Genomic DNA, 15,959 nt, shown 5'->3' with positions numbered 1-15,959 from the left:
GGTTTCAAGCGCTTCAGGAGCCCCTCGTGTCGACAAGATTTCTGGCTGTTGGTGAATGCATGGTGGAGATGGCTCCGACCGCCGACGGCACGTTCAAGATGGGGTTTGCCGGCGATACGCTGAACACCGCCTGGTATGCACGCAAATGTCTGCCGCGAAGCTGGGATGTGAGCTATGTCACCGCTGTCGGCAAGGATCAGGTCTCGGCGCAGATGCTGCGGTTCCTGGAAGGTTCGGGTCTTGAAACAGACCGCATCCAGCAGATGGATGACCGCACCGTCGGGCTATATCTGATCCAGTTGAAAGAGGGCGAAAGAAGTTTTGCCTATTGGCGCTCACAGGCGGCGGCCCGATGCCTGGCCACAGATCGCGCAGAACTTGAGGCTTCGCTTGCGGATGCCGGCCTGATCTATTTCAGCGGCATCACATTGGCCATTCTGCCCGCAGACGACCGCGTTGCCTTTCTGGAGGCTCTGCGAGCGGCACGTGCGAATGGAGCCAAAGTTGCCTTCGATCCCAATCTGCGGCCGCGTCTCTGGGAAGACGCCGACACGATGCGGGCCTCTGTGACGGAAGCCGCCGGGGTGTGCGACTTCGTCATGCCGTCCTTTGAAGACGAGCTGGCGCATTTTTCAGATGCAACGCCGGATGTCAGTGCCGACCGTTACCTTGATGCAGGCGCCGCCATGGTTGTGGTGAAGAACGGACCGGAAGACGTCATCTGTGCCACGCGTGGGGAGCGTCAGAAATTTCAGCCGCAACCGGTCACGCAGATTGTCGATACTACGGCGGCCGGGGACAGCTTCAATGCCGCTTTTCTTGCGGAGTACCTCGTCACCGGTAATGTCGCGGCCAGTGTCGATGCCGGGGCCAATCTCGCAGGACGGGTGATTCAGCAGCGCGGCGCCCTCGTAGACTGCCTCGAAGCAGCCTGACGCCATGGCGGTGCAACTCGGCAAATGAAAGGGCGCCTTTCGGCGCCCTTATTCGTTGGCGGATCTGTCTTCGGGTCTCAGTCCAGCGTCACGTTGTACTCTGCCTTGAGCGCAGCCACCTTGTCCGCGTTTTCGGCCATCCAGGCGTTGAAATCCTCGATCAGCGCCGGTTTGGTTGTCGTGCTGAGATAGTAGAAGTCGCGGGTGTGTTTCAGGTCCGGGTCGAATTTCAGGCTGCCGCTCTGACCCATTTCGCCAAGCTGGTGCTGGATCACGGAGACGTTGGCATAAGCTGCGTCGATGCGGCCAGCCGCGGCCTGTTTGATCAGGCCGTCGAGAGCTCCGAGCTCGGACAGTTCGACGGAGCCGCCGTTGATTTCGTCCAGCCAGGCCCAGGGCGTGAAGCCGCGCACGGTGCCGAGTTTTTTAATGGATCCCATGCCCTTGCCGACATTGTCCGGCGCGACCGAAACACCGTCGATATATTCAACGACGGCCTCCGAATAGGTCACGTTCTTGCCGTCCTTGAGGTCGGAAGACCAATAGGCATTGTCCGGGTATTTCAGGTCGATCTGGCCTTCGACCAGCATCGACATCAGCCGTTTGATCGGAAAGGCCTTGTAGGTCACGGTGTGACCGTTGTCAGCGGCCCAGGCATCCAGGACAGCGCGGCCGAAGCCGGCATATTCGCCACCTTCCATCGTGTAGTGCGGATAATAGGTCAGATCCTCGACGCCGATGAGGATGTCATCCGCGAGCGCAGAGCCCGGAACCAGCAGCAGGCTGGCGGCGAGAGCGGTGTGTCTGGAGCACTTCTTTGCGAAGGTAAGTATATTGTAAGCCATGTTCACCTCGTAAGGGAGTTGTGATCGACTGACTTGGGAGTGTGGGGTTTCTTCCTCTGAGGAAATATTAATAGAAATTCGCAAATTCCGCTTTATTGTCTTGCCTGTTTTGAAGCTATTTCAAAAATTATAGTTGTTGTTGCGTAAAGTAGCGGTCGACCGTCTAAAAACTGGCAGTGTTTTGTCAGCCTGGTGACCTCAACCTGAGGTGCCGTCGGGTCCGGGCCCTAGAGACAGAGCGACGCGCTTCCTCAGGATGAGGTTGATGGCAGAGGCGTGCCCTGAAATGCGGCGGGCCAGCCAAAAATCCTTCGTTACCCTGCATCCCTTTGAGCGATCCAGTCATGGTCAGGATGGTTCTGGAAGCGCCACTTGCGCAAGGGGCCTGCCATGACGTTGAGATAATACATCTCGTAGCCATAGGGCGCACCACAGGGATGGTGGCCCTTGGGGACCAGCACCACGTCATGGCTGTTCATGGAGATGGTCTCGTCCAGGCTGCCGTCTTCGGTGAAGACCCGCTGATGGCCGTAGCCCTGTTCCGGGTTCAGGCGGTGGTAATAGGTCTCTTCCAGATAGGTCATGTCGGGGAAATTGTCCTCGTCATGCCGGTGCGGCGGATAGGACGACCAGTTGCCCTGCGGTGTGAACACTTCGGTCACCAGAAGACTGTCGGCAACGTCAGATTCTTCCATGGCGATCGGGAAGATGTAGCGCGTGTTGGCGCCCTTGCCGCGCGTGACCTTTTCCGGTGTCGGCAGGACCCGTGCCTTGTGGCCGCCCTTGCCCGGCGCCGTGCAGACGCCGATCGTGCAGTCGGTCACGGCCGTTGCCGACCAGTCCGTGCCGTTCGGCACGTAGACACTGTGGGGCGGCAGCTGTTCGAAGACACTCATGCGTTCGCCCTGGGTGCCGAAGTCCTCGCCGCCAGCGGAGATGCCGGCCTTGCCCTCGACCATGACCAGGATCACCTCGCGGTCGCCGGTCTGCTCGGCGACCGTCTCGCCCGCTTTCAGGCGGTAGAGGCCGAAGCCGACATAGCCCCAGTCCGGCGCCTTCGGTCCCCTGGCGTTGTCGATGGTGATGTCATGCACCTTGCCGCTGGTGCCATCGGGTTTGCGGAGCAGCTCGCTCATTTAAGGTCCACCTCTTGTGCAATCTCTTTTAGGGTTCTGAGGCCCAGGCTCTGGTACTGGAATGGCTCGCGGACCTCCGGGTCCTGCTCCGCCTCGATCACGATCCAGCCCTGATAGCCATTGTCCTTCAGGATCTGGATGAGCGGCCTGAAGTCAATGCCGCCTTCCTCATCCCCCGGCACCGTGAAGACCCCGGCGCGCACACCGTCCATGAAGGACTTTCCGTTGTCGCGGATGTCTTTCATGACCGCAGGACGCACGTTCTTGGCGTGGAAGTGTTTCATCCGGTCGGCGTATTTCTTCAGGAGCGGGGCCGGGTCGGCGCCCCTGGCGCCGAAGTAGCAATGACCGGCGTCGAAGAGCAGCTTTGTGGCCGGTCCCGTTGCGGCCATGAAGGCGTCGATCTCTTCCAGCGTCTCAACAACCGTGCCCATGTGGTGATGGTAGACAAGGTCGATGCCCTGCTCCGCGCAGAAGACCGCCAGCTCTTCCACCTTTGCCCCAAAGGCGGTCATTTCTTCCGCCGTCAGAACCGGGCTGGTGTTGATGTCGACATCAGACCCCTGAATGGTGTTGGAGGTCTCGCAGGCAATGCAGACCTTGCAGCCATTGTGTTTCAGCTTGTCGAGATGCGGCTGGATCGCCTTTTTCTCGGCCTCGACGGACTGGGCCAGCAGGTTGAGCGAGTACCAGCCGGAGATGAACTTGAGACCGTGGCTGCCAAGCAGCTGTTTCAGGGCTTCCGGTTCATCCGGCCAGCGGTGACCGTTCTCGATGCCGTCGAAGCCGATCTCTGCGGCTTCCGTCAGGATCTGCTGCGTCGGAATATGTGCGCCAAGGCTCTGGTCGTCGTCATTGGCCCAGGCAATCGGGTTGGTGCCGTAAAGGATCATGTTGGTGTCCTGGTCCGCGAATGCGGGACTGTTGTTGATGCCATTTTTCTCCGACCTCATCCTGAGGAAGCGCTTCAGCGCTGTCTCGAAGGATGGGCCGCTTGCTCGGAATTCGCCGCCCATCCTTCGAGACGGACCTGACGGTCCTCCTCAGGAAGAGGTTAGGGTTTGTTGAAGCGCATGAAATGCGCCGGTTCTTCACTTCGAGTTCGTCATTGCCGGGCTTGACCCGGCAATCCATTCCGTTGCCGCGCTACGAGCACGATTGTGCGTTGGCTTCGTGAACGGCATGGATCCCCCGATCCAGTCGAGGGCAGGCCCATGGTCAAGCCATGGGATGACGAGGTGTGGGTTGAGGGCTTCTCGTTGCGCTTTCCCTCACTCCACCAGGCTCTGATCCTTCAGCGCTGCGACATAGCCTTCGCGCGCCGACCGGACCTGTGGTCTTTCGGAGACTTCCGGAACCGCCACATCCCACCAGTGGCCGCCACCGGCTTCGCCAGGCCCGTGCATCGGGTCCGTGTCGATCACGATTACCGTTGGGATCGCACGCTCCCTTGAGGCCAGGATCTGCGCTTCCAGGTCGGCAATGTCTTTTGCCTTGACCGCATGAGCGCCCATGGCGGCGGCATGGGCAACAAAGTCGATTTCCGGCTGCGCCTCGACATTGCAGTCCTTGTAGAGATTGTTGAACTGCTCCCCGCCGGTGCCCATCTGAAGCCGGTTGATGCAGCCAAAGCCGCGGTTGTCGGTCAGGACCACCGTGAACGGCACCTGCCGCATGACGGCGGTGGCAAGTTCCGAATTGGCCATCATGTAGGAGCCGTCGCCGACAAAGCAGACCACATCCCGCTCCGGCTGGGCGAGCTTCACCCCCATGGCGCCGGCAATCTCGTAGCCCATGCAGGAAAAGCCGTACTCCATGTGATAGCCGCCCTGCGGGGCCTGCCACAGAAGCTTCAGCGCGCCGGGCATGGTGCCGGCCGCACACATGGCGATGGTCTTGGCGGTCGAGGTCCGCTGGACAGCTCCGATCACTTCCGCATCGAGGGGAAGATACCCCTCCGGAACATCCGTGCGGGCGCTGCAATGGGCGTCGACCCTTGCCAGCCAGTCGAGGCGGGCCGCTGGGTCGAATGCCCCAGACTTGTGATCGCCGAGGGCGGCCGACAGGTTTTCCAGCGACACTTTCGCGTCGCCGACTACACCGACGGCACCGTGCTTGTCGGCGTCATAGCCTTGCACGTTGATGGAGACGAGCTTGCGGCCCGGCTCCTTGAACAGCGCCCAGGACCCGGTGGTGAAGTCCTGGAAACGGGTGCCGACGCCAATCACGAGATCGGCGGTTTCGGCAAGCGCGTTGGCGCTTGCAGCACCATCGACACCGGCAGCACCAAAGTTCATCGGATGCGCCTGGGCAAGGGCCGACTTGCCCGCCTGGGTCTCGATCACCGGAATGCCGTGGGTGGTGGCGAAAGCGCCCAGGGTCTCTTCGGCCCGGGAATAGACAACACCCCCACCGCAGACGAGGACGGGCCGCTTTGCCCCTTTGATCAGGGCGGCAACATCGGCAATGTCGCGTCTGTCCGGCTCGGGCCGGCGGATACGCCACACCTTCGGTTCGAAGAAGCTTGCCGGATAGTCGAAGGCCTCTGCCTGGGTATCCTGGCAGAAGGATAGGGTCACCGGGCCGCACTGGGCCGGATCGGTCATCACGCGGAAGGCGCGGGGCAGCGCGGTGAGCAGGTGTTCCGGGCGGCTGATCCGGTCGAAGTAACGCGAGACTGGCCGGAAGCAGTCATTGGCCGATACCGTTCCGTCATCGAAATCCTCGACTTGCTGCAGGACCGGGTCGGGCGCGCGGTTTGCAAAGACATCGCCCGGGATCAGCAGCAGCGGCAGACGGTTCACATGGGCAAGGGCCGCAGCCGTGACCATGTTGGTTGCACCCGGCCCGATGGAGGAGGTCACCGCCATGGCACGGGTGCGCTTCTTTGCCTTGGCGTAGGCAATGGCCGTATGGGCCATGGTCTGTTCGTTCTGGCCGCGCCAGGTCGGCAGGGCATTGCCGGCCTGTTCCAGCGCTTCACCCAGCCCGGCGACATTGCCGTGGCCGAAGATCGCCCAGATCCCGTCAATGAAGCGCTCGCCGTCTTCGGTCATCTGCGCCGACAGGTAGCGGACCATCGCCTGGGCCGCGGTCAGTCGAAGGGTGCTCATGCAGGAGTTCCTTGGGTGTCGTTGAAACGGGCCTGTGTGCGGGCCTCGTCCCAGAGGCTGCAGAGGCGTTCAAATCGGGTGCTCATGTCGGCAACAGCGTCTTCATCGGAGAGGTTTCCGGCCAGCCACTTTCGGGCGGCGTCGGCGAAGATCGTGCGCCCGACCGCGAAGCCCTTGACCAGGCTGAACTGGGCAGCTTCGGCAAAACTTGCAGCCAGCTGGTCTTCCGGGGCGTCCAGGCCCAGAACGACAATGCCGCGCGTATAGGGATCATTGTCGGTGATGGCGGCACAGGCCTTGGCCCAGGCGGCTTTCGACGTCATGGGTTCCAGCTTCCACCAGTCAGGATAGATGCCGATCTCGTAGATCCGCCGGATGACGTCGGCCGTGGTGTCGTCGTCGACAGGGCCGACCTTGGAGGGAATGACTTCCAGAAGCATTTCAAGGTGGTTGCGCCGGCAGGCCGCGAAGAGACGCTGGAGCACCTCTTCCTGCTGAGCCTTGACCGTGTCTGTGTCATCAGGATGATAAAAGCAGAGGACCTTGACCACGTGCTCCGCGGGCCATTCGGCCAGGCCGCCGAAATCGGGTCCGATTTCCGGTTCAAGGGTCAGTGGCCGGGAGGCTGGCCACTCCACCGGATGACCGATCCAAAGACCCGTTCCGGCCGCCTGATAAAGAGCATCGCGGCCGAGGCGGCTGTCGCAGAGGATGCCGTAGCCGGGCTGGCCGCCGGCGACGCTCCTGGCCGCGTCGAGACACAGCGACTTGAACGACCCGATCCGGTCGTGAGCCGCGCCGGCCTCGTCCGCCATCTGCTCCAGCTGGATGCGATGATCGAAGGCAAAAACCCGCATGGTCGACCAGTCGCCGCCATGGGTGAACTGGCGGTTGGTCGACCAGTGGATCTGCTCCAGGTCCGGATCCTTGCGGAGGGCCTTGTCCCTGACGCCGCGTTTCAGGAAGAATTGCAGTTCCTCCCAGCTCGGATAGGCTGGGGTGCAGCCGTGGCGGGAGACCGCAAAGGCGCCACAGGCATTGGCATGGGTGAGGGACGTAACCCAGTCCTCGCCTGTGATCCAGCCCTTCAGAAGGCCGGACATGAAGCCGTCACCGGCGCCAAGCACGTTGAACACGTCAATCGCAAAGCCCGGACCGGAGACGCCGTCGTCGAGACTGTCCGGAATGGCCCCTTCAAAGGCGGTTGCCCCCATCGGCCCGCGTTTGCAGACGAGGGTAGCGGCGGACACCTTGCGCACGTTCCGGAGTGCCTCGATCGTGTCGGTGGTTCCGCCGGCGATATGGAACTCTTCCTCCGTCCCGACGATCAGGTCGAAGAGATGCAGCGTCGATTGTAATTTTGCCGTGACCTTGTCGGAGGCGATGAAGCGGTTCTCACCGTCGCCGTGGCCCGACAGGCCCCAGAGATTGGGCCGGTAATCGATGTCGAGCGCTGTCTGGCTGCCATTGTCGCGGGCGAGCCGGAGCGCCTTCAGAACGGCGGCTTCCGTTTGTGGATGGCTGAGATGAGTGCCCGTGGCTACCACCGCCTTGGCCGAGGCGATGAAGGCCGGGTCGATGTCGTCTTCACAAAGCGCCATGTCGGCGCAGTTCTCGCGATAGAAAATCAGCGGGAATTGCTCCTGGTCGCGAATGCCGAGAAGCACCAGAGCCGTCAGCCGCTCCTTGTCCGTGACGACACCGGTGGTATCGACCCCGTGCCGCTCCAGTTCCTCGCGGATGAAGCGGCCCATATGTTCGTCGCCGACACGGGTGATCAGGCCGGACTTCAGGCCGAGACGCGCCGTGCCGGTGGCCATGTTGGTGGGGGAGCCGCCAATATACTTGTTGAAGCTGGCCATATCCTCCAGGCGGCCGCCCACCTGCGCGCCATAGAGGTCGACCGACGAGCGGCCGATGGTGATGACATCGAGTTTGGTCACGTGCACATTCCGTCCGTTTGGATCTGTCCGCTCAGATTGTCCCGCCGAGGGATCCTTCGAGTTCCGCGAGTTCCTGTCCGCCGGCCATGAGGTCCTGAAGTTCCTCGGCCTTGATCTCGCCGCGGGTGGCGGTGCCGAGGGTCTTGCCGCGGTTTAGCACGGTGAAGCGGTCGCCGACAGCCATGGCATGGCGGACATTGTGGGTGATGAAGACAACACCGATGCCCTTCTTGCGCACCTTGTCGACGGTCGCCAGGACGTTTGAGGTCTGGCGGACACCAAGGGCCGAGGTCGGCTCGTCGAGGATCAGCACCTTGGCCCCGAAATAGACCGCCCTGGAGATGGCCACCGTCTGGCGCTCACCGCCCGACAGCGTGCCGACCGCCTGGTCGGGCGAGCGCAGATGAATGCCCATCTTGGCCATCTCGCTCATGGTGACCTCGTTGGCCCTGGCAAAGTCGAAGAACTTGAACGGGCCGAAGCTCTTCTGCGGCTCGCGCCCCATCCAGAAGTTCCGCGTCACCGACATCAGCGGGATCATGGCCAGATCCTGATAGACGGTGGCAATGCCGGCATTCATGGCATCGCGCGGGCTGGAGAAGTTGACCTCCTTGCCCTCGATCAGGATCTTGCCTTTCGTTGGCTTGTGAACGCCGGACATGGTCTTGATGAAGGTGGACTTGCCGGCGCCGTTGTCGCCCAGAAGGCAGTGGCATTCACCGGGCTTCACGGACACGGTGACGCCGTTGAGCGCGATCACCGGGCCGAAGTGCTTCTCGATATCGACGAGTTCGATCAATGCATCGGACATCTCAGCGTTCTCCCGTGATCATGCGGCGAATGTAGGTGTTGAGGATCACGGCGAGCAGCAGGATCACACCGAGGAAGACGCGGAAGAGCGAGCTTTCAACGCCTGCAAAGAACAGGCCCTGCTGGACGACGCCGAAGACGAGAGCGCCGAGGGCGGCCCCGATGACCGAGCCGTAGCCTCCGGTCAGAAGCGCCCCGCCAATGACCACGGAGATGATCGCCTCGAACTCCTTCAGAAGACCGCGGTCGGCCGCCGCCGAACCGAATTCCATCACCTGGCAGGTGGCAAAGACGGTGGCGCAGAAGGCGGAGAACATGAACATCAGAACCTTCACCCGGTTGACCGGAACGCCGACATAGCGGGCGGCCTGGGCGTCACCGCCGGAGGCGAAGATCCAGTTGCCGAAGCGGGTGCGGGTCAGGAGGAAGTGGCCGAAGACGATCAGGATGATGGCCCAGATCATGAGCATGGGAATGCCCTCGACCACGGGCTGACCGGCCTTCGGCCCGGCCACGAACTTGCCGACGACGCCCAGATCGGCGAGCCAGACAAAGAGGCCGTTGAAGACCTTGCCGCCGAAGAGCCAGGCGATGGGATCGCCCTCGGCAGCATCCTTGACGCCGCCGATGATGGTTTTGCGGGTGGTGGCGATGGCGGTGAAGATGGTCAGGCCGCGCAGGATGTAGAGAAAGGCGAGGGTGACGATGAAGGAGGGCAGGCCGGTCTTGATGACGAGATAGCCGTTGAGGGCGCCGATGGTGAGCGCCAGGAGGAAGGCGACGACGATGGCGAACCAGACGGGGTATCCCCATTGCACGGAGATGAGGGCAATGACGATGCCGGAAAAGCCGATCATGGAACCGACGGAGAGGTCGAACTCGCCGGCTATCATGAGGAGACAGGCGCCGACGGCGATGATGGCGAACTGGGCGGCGACGGTGCCCCAGTTGATGATGCCTTCGGGGGCGAACATGCCGCTGTCGCGGGCAATGGCGACGAAGAACATGAAGACCAGGATGGTGCCGCAGATGGCACCGAGTTCGGGTCGGATCAACGCCTTGCGGAGCGCCGACATCTCGCGGACGCGTTCGTCCTTCTTGGGCGCGGCCGGATCTGGCGCTGATGGCGTCTGTGTCTCAGACATGAGGTTCCTCCTGCGGTCCGGTCAGCCGGCCGCCTTGATTGCTGCGGCCCGGCCGCTGATCGTGTTTCCGGATAGGGGCGCTCGACCGCGGGCATCTGCCCAAAGGAGCGCGGGTCGTTTCAAAGTGGAGAGGCAGCAAGCCGCCTCTCCAGTTGGCCGCAAAGGCTGTCGGATGTGGGCAGAAACAGCCCTTAGCGGTATTCGCCTGCGTATTTCTCCACAAGGGCAATGTTGCCTTTGGTGACGAAGCCCGGGCCGGAGTTGATGGAGTTGCCCGGAACCACGCCGTAACGGGAGAGGTTCGTCAGGATGACCACCGGCAGGTAACCCTGCAGGTAAGGCTGCTGGTCGATGGCAAAGGCAATCACGTCGGACTTGATGCCTTCGGCAATTTCACCGGACAGGTCGAAGGTGCCGAAGTGGATCGAACCAGACTTGCCCATTTCCTCAAGCGCGGCCAGCGTCGGGTGCGCGGAGGTCGGGCCAAGCGTCAGGACGCCGTTGGTGTCCGGGTTGCCCTGCAGGTAGGCCATGACCTTGGACTTGATTTCGGCCGGATCCTGGCCGCTGTCGATCATCTGACCGCCGAGGTCCACACCGAGTGCATCGGCATAGCCCTGGCAGCGCTCAACGGAGGCCGGGTTGGTGATGTAGTGGTTGACACAGAGGAAGCTGGTGACACCGGCCGCCTTGGCCTTTTCGCCTGCACCCTTGCCGGCGTCGTATTCCGGCTGGCCGACATGCATCAGCGCGCCGAGTTCCCGGGACTGGTCCTGGGTGCCTGAGTTGATGGTGATTACCGGAATGCCCTTGGCAACCGCGTTGGACAGCGGGCCGGAGAGGACGTCGTAGTCGGCAATGGTGGCGATGATGCCGTCCGGGTTAGACGCGGAAGCCTGTTCGATGATGCGGGCCATGTCGGCAAGGTCACCGGTCGGCGGGTTGCGGTATTCCACCTCGACGCCCATCTGGTCGCCGGCAACCGCAATCGCGTTCTTGATCGTGTTCCACCAGCTGTCACTGTCCGGCGCATGGCTGACAAGCACGAAACGCTCGCCCTCTGCGGATGCCGGAGCCGTCAGGCCGGTAAAGGCAACGGCGGCAGCTGCCATTGCGATCAGTGTCTTCTTCATCATGTTCCTCCCAGAACGTTACTTCGCGAGCCTCAATGTGTCCCGCCCGCGGTTCAGAAGTCGTGGGTGGTCCCGGTTTGCCGAAACCACTTTTGGAATTTAAATTCTATTTTTTGTTTATTGCAACAGATTTTTTCCAAAATCGTCACGAACGGTTGCGCTGCGCTCCCACCGAAACGGCCAAAGCGATGGCGAGAGAAAGACTTGCGGACAGCGCACGGAACGCGCCGACATCCAGTTCCGAGACCAGCAACTGGATCGCCTTGAGCCGCGCGAGCGGGCTGGTGACCACGTCCGTGATCGCGACAATATCGGCCCCGACAGCGCGGGCCCTGGTGGCCATGTCGATGGTCATCTCGGTGTAGGGCGCAAAGGTGACGGCAATGACGGCATCGTTCGGCCGGATGAGATGCTCCATGTTGATGCTGGCGATACCGGAATGGAGAACGGCCGGTACATCCATTTTTTCAAAGGCATAGGCGAGGTAGGAGGTCACCGGAAAAGCGCGGCGAAAGCCGATCATGTGAATGGTTTCGGCACGCGCCAGCACGTCGACCGCCTGCTGAAGCGACGTCGGGTCGACCGTGGTCAGCAGGTTCTCCAGGGAAGAGCGTCCCACCTCCACAAATTCGGCCAGAAGCGCGGACGGCGATTCGGTGCCATGCTCCCTGAGTTTCGCCAGGCGCGTTGCATAGTCCGGCCACTTCTGGGAATAATTGGAGCGGAACAGTTTCTGCATTTGCGAAAAGCCGGAAAACCCCATTTCCTGGCAGAAGCGCATGACGGCAGAGGGTTGCACATCCGCGCCTTCGGCGAGTTCGGCGACGGTGGAGACTGCGACACGGTCTGGGTTGGCGGCAATGAAGTCGGCAAACTGCTTGAGCCGTTTTGGCAACCTTTCGGCCGTCGCGCCGAGGCGCTTGAAAAACGCGTCGATGGTCTCGGGCGGTGAGGAGGGGAGAGGGGCTTCCGGTTCGGTTTCGGGCATCCGTTTCTTCTTTTCCGACTTGACACATTCCGTGGAAAGTGATTTTGGAATTTTTATTCTATATTTGCAAGATGGTCCGGTCATGACGCCGCGCCAACACCCGGGAGGAATACACATGGCCGTCAATGTTGCGCTGCTCGGCGCCGGGCGTATCGGCAAGGTCCACGCCAAGGCCATTGATGCGACCGCAGGGGCAAAACTCGTTGCCGTTGCAGACGCCTTCCCGGAAGCCGCCGAAACGCTGGCTGCCGCCTATGACGCACGTGTCGGCAGCATCGACGAGATCGCGGCGGCCGGTGATGTCGATGCGGTGGTCATCTGCACGCCGACCGATACCCATGCCGACCTGATCGAACAGTTTGCACATGCCGGCAAGGCCGTCTTCTGCGAGAAACCGATCGATCTGTCGCTGGACCGGGTCAAGGCCTGCCTCAAGACCGTCGAAGATCTTGATGCCACCTTGATGATGGGGTTCAATCGCCGTTTCGACCCGCATTTCAGTGCGGTCCGCGCCGCGATCGATGAAGGCCGCATCGGTGACGTGGAGATGGTTCAGATCACCTCGCGCGATCCGGGCGCGCCGCCGCCCTCCTATATCCAGGTCTCCGGCGGCATCTTCCGGGACATGACCATCCATGATTTCGACATTGCCCGTTTCCTGCTGGGCGAAGAGGTTACCACCGTCTATGCAACGGCGTCTGTTCTGGTCGATCCGGAAATCGGCAAGCTCGGTGACTATGACAGTGCCAGCGTCGTTCTGACCACGGCGTCCGGCAAGCAGTGCTCGATCTCGAATTCGCGCCGGGCAACCTATGGCTATGATCAGCGCATCGAGGTGCACGGTTCCAAGGGCAGCGTATCTGCTGAAAACCAGCGGCCTGTCTCCATCGAGGTGGCGACCGCGGAGGGCTATCTGCGTCCACCACTGCACGACTTCTTCATGACCCGTTACACAGAAGCCTATGCGGCCGAGATCACCGCCTTTGTCGAAGCGATGGAAAAAGGCGTCAAACCCTCGCCAAGTGGCGAGGACGGGTTGAAGGCGCTGGCGCTGGCCGAAGCGGCGCTGAAGTCGGTCGCCGAGCGTCGGGCCGTCGCTGTCGACGAGATCTGATCGAAGTAAACTTAACCCCGTTTGTTCGTCATCCCATGGCTTGACCATGGGAACCATGCCGGTGCGGTCCCAGTTGTCAACGATTGTTTGTGGGGCGGTTACGGAATGGATTACCGGGTCAAGCCCGGTAGTGACGAATAAAAAATGTATCGAAGACAACAGTGTGGCGCTGTCTTAAAGGACAGGCCGCCGACACCTGAAATTGCTGCCGCCCCTTCGAGACGGACCTGTCGGTCCTCCTCAGGATGACGTCTTTACCTGGGCGGCAAAGAAGCTACAGGAGATCCGGGACATGGACAGCCTCGGCATTGGATTGATCGGCACCGGCTTCATGGGCAAGTGCCACGCATTGGCCTATGGCTCGGTGAAAGCCGTTTTTGGCGACGTTCCGCCGACCAGGCTGGAAGTGTTGTGTGATGTGCCGACCGAGAAGGCCGATGCTTTTGCGGATCAATTCGGTTTTGCGCGCGGCACAAGTGACTGGACGGATCTGATTGCCGACCCGAAAGTGAACATCGTCTGCATCACCACGCCGAACAAGGTCCACCGGGACATGGCTATGGCTGCCCTGGAGGCAGGCAAACACGTCCATCTGGAAAAGCCTATGGCGCTGACACTGGAGGATGCGCGTGACATGCTGGCGCTGGCGGAGAAGACAGGCGCCAAGACTATCGTTGGCTACAACTACCTGCACAATCCCGCCATCGCACATGCGCGCAAGCTGATTGCCGAGGGCGCCATTGGCCGGATCGTGCATTTCCGCGGTATGGTCGACGAGGACTACCAGGCCGACCCGGAGCTGGCCTGGACCTGGCGCGCCACCAAGGCCGATGCCGGGCTCGGAACGCTGGGTGACCTCGGCTGCCATCTGGTCTCGCTGGCAACGGCCATGGTCGGGCCGGTCGAGAGCCTGATCGCCGAAACCAAAACCGTGCACGAGACACGGCCGATGGGCGATGGTTCCAGCGAACGGCGCTCTGTCGAAAACGAGGACATCGCCTCAGCGCTCCTGACGTTTCAGAACGGCGTCCACGGCGTGATCTCCACGTCGCGCAGTGCCTGGGGCCGCAAGAGTTACATCGGTTTCGAGGTCCATGGCACGGAAGGCATGCTCACCTTCGACCAGGAACGCATGAACGAGCTGCGCCTTTACCAGAACCGCGGGCCGCTGGCCGAGCAGGGCTTCAAGACATTGCTGACAGGACCGGCCCATCCGCCCTATGGCCAGTTTGTTCCGGCGGCCGGCCACCAGCTCGGTTTCAACGATCTGAAGGTGATCGAGGTGTATGAATTCCTGCGCGCCATTGCCGAGGATCGTCAGGCGGTACCGTCCTTCAAGGAAGCTCTGCATTTCGAGGCTGTCATCCACGCGATTGCCGAAAGCGGGGAGAGCGGCACCCGGGTCAGCGTCCGTTAAGCCAGGTCCATCCGGTCCCGGGGCAAGGACTCGGACCAGATCCTGAGCGCATCCAGGAAGGACAGAGCGGTTCGCCCGAATTCCGTGATCTCGTATTCGACCGAGACCGGAGCGGTCTGAAGAACCGTGCGCGAAACAAGGCCGCGCTCTTCCAGCTGACGCAGACGTTCGGCAACCATCTTCTTGCTGGCACCGCCCAGCATGCGCGCCAGGTCGTTGAACCGGACCGGGCGGTCCTTCAGATGCCACAGGATCGAGCCGGTCCATTTGCCGCCTAGAATACGCATGCCGCGTTCGATCGGGCAGGGGCCTGCACAGGCGTCGCTGACCACCCTGCGGCGGCCATCCGTCTTCAAATGTGCATCCAAGGTGGTGTCCTCAACTAGGTTACTAAAAGTATACTGGTTGATATTTGTTACCTTATCCCTCATCTGTGCAGCGAGATCAAGACGGCGCACGGTCTGAAGCGCCGAACCCAGCAGAGGGAGTTGCACATGGCGCATGGTCTGATCATCAACCGGCAGCCGGCTGAATTGATTGCCGACAGCGGGGCGAAAGCCAATTTCTGCAAGGAGGCCGGTCATGTCGCAGCCTGACATTCATCTTTATACAGCCGCCACGATGAACGGTTACAAACCGGTGATCTTTCTGGAGGAGGCCGGGGTGCCCTACGACCTGACCTTCATCGACTTTTCGAAGAAGGAACAGAAGGCGCCGGACTACATGAAGCTCAATCCGAACGGGCGCATCCCGACGATAGTCGACCGGAGCAATGGTGATTTTCCGGTATTCGAGAGTGGGGCCATCCTCTGGTATCTGGCGGAGAAATACGGCCGGTTTCTTCCCGAGGACCCGAAAGCCAGATCGGAAACACTGCAATGGCTGATGTTCCAGATGGGCGGCATCGGGCCGATGATGGGCCAGGCCATGTATTTCCAGCGCATCGCGGCCCCCAACGGTCATGAAGAGCCATTTTCCATCAAGCGCTATGTCGATGAAACCCGCCGGCTCCTTGAAGTGCTCAATACACGCCTTGACGGGCGCGACTGGCTCGCCGGAGATCAATACACGATTGCCGATATGGCAACCTATCCCTGGGCGCGGGCCTACGTCTGGGCCAAAGTGTCGGTCGAGGGGCTGGACCATCTGAAAGCCTGGTTCGACCGGATTGATGCCCGACCGGCGGTTCAAAAGGCGTTGACCATTCCGAAGCCGCAACCGGCCTTCTGGGGAGACGCGGATGAAAGTGAATTCCTGAAGGAAAACGCTGCCCGTTTCGCCAGCGACGTGAAAACAGACTGAAGCGACGACACCGGAATTTGTCGGCGAGGCGCCGACGCTCTACCTTCAAGGAAACGTTGAGGGCCAGCCCGACCGGCT

The 15,959-nt window shown here is 61.4% G+C and carries 14 protein-coding genes; 4 read left to right on the top strand and 10 right to left on the bottom strand.

Annotated elements, in window-relative coordinates; translation table 11 throughout:
- Positions 1–26 precede the first annotated feature (26 nt).
- The gene (locus ACO6TG_RS10575) at positions 27–935 is read left to right on the top strand and encodes a sugar kinase (RefSeq protein ID WP_422378141.1); all 909 of its coding nucleotides are present in this window, start codon (positions 27–29) and stop codon (positions 933–935) included.
- Between the two features lie 77 nt (positions 936–1,012).
- Here ACO6TG_RS10575 and ACO6TG_RS10570 read toward each other — a convergent pair whose 3' ends face one another.
- From ACO6TG_RS10570 to ACO6TG_RS10530, 9 genes are all read right to left on the bottom strand, one after another.
- On the bottom strand, positions 1,013–1,780 hold the full coding sequence (locus ACO6TG_RS10570) for a substrate-binding periplasmic protein (RefSeq protein WP_422378140.1): 768 nt from the start codon (positions 1,778–1,780) through the stop codon (positions 1,013–1,015).
- Positions 1,781–2,094: 314 nt separating this feature from the next.
- Positions 2,095–2,916 carry a 5-deoxy-glucuronate isomerase gene (iolB, locus tag ACO6TG_RS10565; RefSeq protein WP_422378139.1) on the bottom strand — a complete coding sequence of 274 codons (822 nt, stop codon included), beginning with the start codon at positions 2,914–2,916 and terminating at the stop codon, positions 2,095–2,097.
- Complete coding sequence (iolE, locus tag ACO6TG_RS10560; protein ID WP_422378866.1) at positions 2,913–3,809, bottom strand: myo-inosose-2 dehydratase; 897 nt, start codon at positions 3,807–3,809, stop codon at positions 2,913–2,915. Before iolE ends, iolB begins: the two co-directional genes overlap by 4 nt.
- A 378-nt stretch (positions 3,810–4,187) precedes the next feature.
- Complete coding sequence (gene iolD / locus ACO6TG_RS10555) at positions 4,188–6,029, bottom strand: 3D-(3,5/4)-trihydroxycyclohexane-1,2-dione acylhydrolase (decyclizing) (protein WP_422378138.1); 1,842 nt, start codon at positions 6,027–6,029, stop codon at positions 4,188–4,190.
- Complete coding sequence (locus tag ACO6TG_RS10550; protein WP_422378137.1) at positions 6,026–7,972, bottom strand: bifunctional 5-dehydro-2-deoxygluconokinase/5-dehydro-2-deoxyphosphogluconate aldolase; 1,947 nt, start codon at positions 7,970–7,972, stop codon at positions 6,026–6,028. The genes iolD and ACO6TG_RS10550 overlap by 4 nt, the downstream gene beginning before the upstream one ends.
- A 31-nt stretch (positions 7,973–8,003) precedes the next feature.
- Positions 8,004–8,783 carry an ATP-binding cassette domain-containing protein gene (locus tag ACO6TG_RS10545; RefSeq protein WP_422378136.1) on the bottom strand — a complete coding sequence of 260 codons (780 nt, stop codon included), beginning with the start codon at positions 8,781–8,783 and terminating at the stop codon, positions 8,004–8,006.
- Position 8,784: 1 nt separating this feature from the next.
- Positions 8,785–9,927: an ABC transporter permease gene (locus ACO6TG_RS10540; RefSeq protein ID WP_422378135.1), complete on the bottom strand. Its 1,143-nt coding sequence runs from the start codon at positions 9,925–9,927 to the stop codon at positions 8,785–8,787.
- 191 nt (positions 9,928–10,118) lie between these two features.
- Positions 10,119–11,060, bottom strand: a complete 942-nt coding sequence (locus tag ACO6TG_RS10535) for a sugar ABC transporter substrate-binding protein (protein WP_422378134.1) — start codon at positions 11,058–11,060, stop codon at positions 10,119–10,121.
- Between the two features lie 145 nt (positions 11,061–11,205).
- Positions 11,206–12,048, bottom strand: coding sequence for a MurR/RpiR family transcriptional regulator (locus tag ACO6TG_RS10530; RefSeq protein ID WP_094072349.1), 843 nt, complete (start codon positions 12,046–12,048; stop codon positions 11,206–11,208).
- 115 nt (positions 12,049–12,163) lie between these two features.
- On the opposite strand from ACO6TG_RS10530, the gene iolG reads away from it, so the two are divergent.
- Positions 12,164–13,162 carry an inositol 2-dehydrogenase gene (iolG, locus tag ACO6TG_RS10525; protein ID WP_422378133.1) on the top strand — a complete coding sequence of 333 codons (999 nt, stop codon included), beginning with the start codon at positions 12,164–12,166 and terminating at the stop codon, positions 13,160–13,162.
- Between the two features lie 292 nt (positions 13,163–13,454).
- Positions 13,455–14,579 (top strand): Gfo/Idh/MocA family protein, encoded by a 1,125-nt coding sequence (locus tag ACO6TG_RS10520; protein WP_422378132.1) that lies wholly within the window; start codon positions 13,455–13,457, stop codon positions 14,577–14,579.
- On the opposite strand, the gene ACO6TG_RS10515 is transcribed toward ACO6TG_RS10520, so the two are convergent.
- Positions 14,576–14,947 (bottom strand): winged helix-turn-helix transcriptional regulator, encoded by a 372-nt coding sequence (locus ACO6TG_RS10515; protein WP_422378131.1) that lies wholly within the window; start codon positions 14,945–14,947, stop codon positions 14,576–14,578. The two genes, ACO6TG_RS10520 and ACO6TG_RS10515, sit on opposite strands and share 4 nt — an antisense overlap.
- A 214-nt stretch (positions 14,948–15,161) precedes the next feature.
- Between ACO6TG_RS10515 and ACO6TG_RS10510 the strand changes: the two genes are divergently transcribed.
- On the top strand, positions 15,162–15,881 hold the full coding sequence (locus tag ACO6TG_RS10510) for a glutathione S-transferase family protein (protein ID WP_422378130.1): 720 nt from the start codon (positions 15,162–15,164) through the stop codon (positions 15,879–15,881).
- Positions 15,882–15,959 lie beyond the last annotated feature (78 nt).

Source organism: Roseibium sp., assembly GCF_965233565.1.
In the GTDB taxonomy this organism is placed as follows: Bacteria; Pseudomonadota; Alphaproteobacteria; order Rhizobiales; family Stappiaceae; genus Roseibium.
Note: the sequence above shows the minus strand (reverse complement) of the source record. Positions and strands in the feature narration are given on the sequence as shown.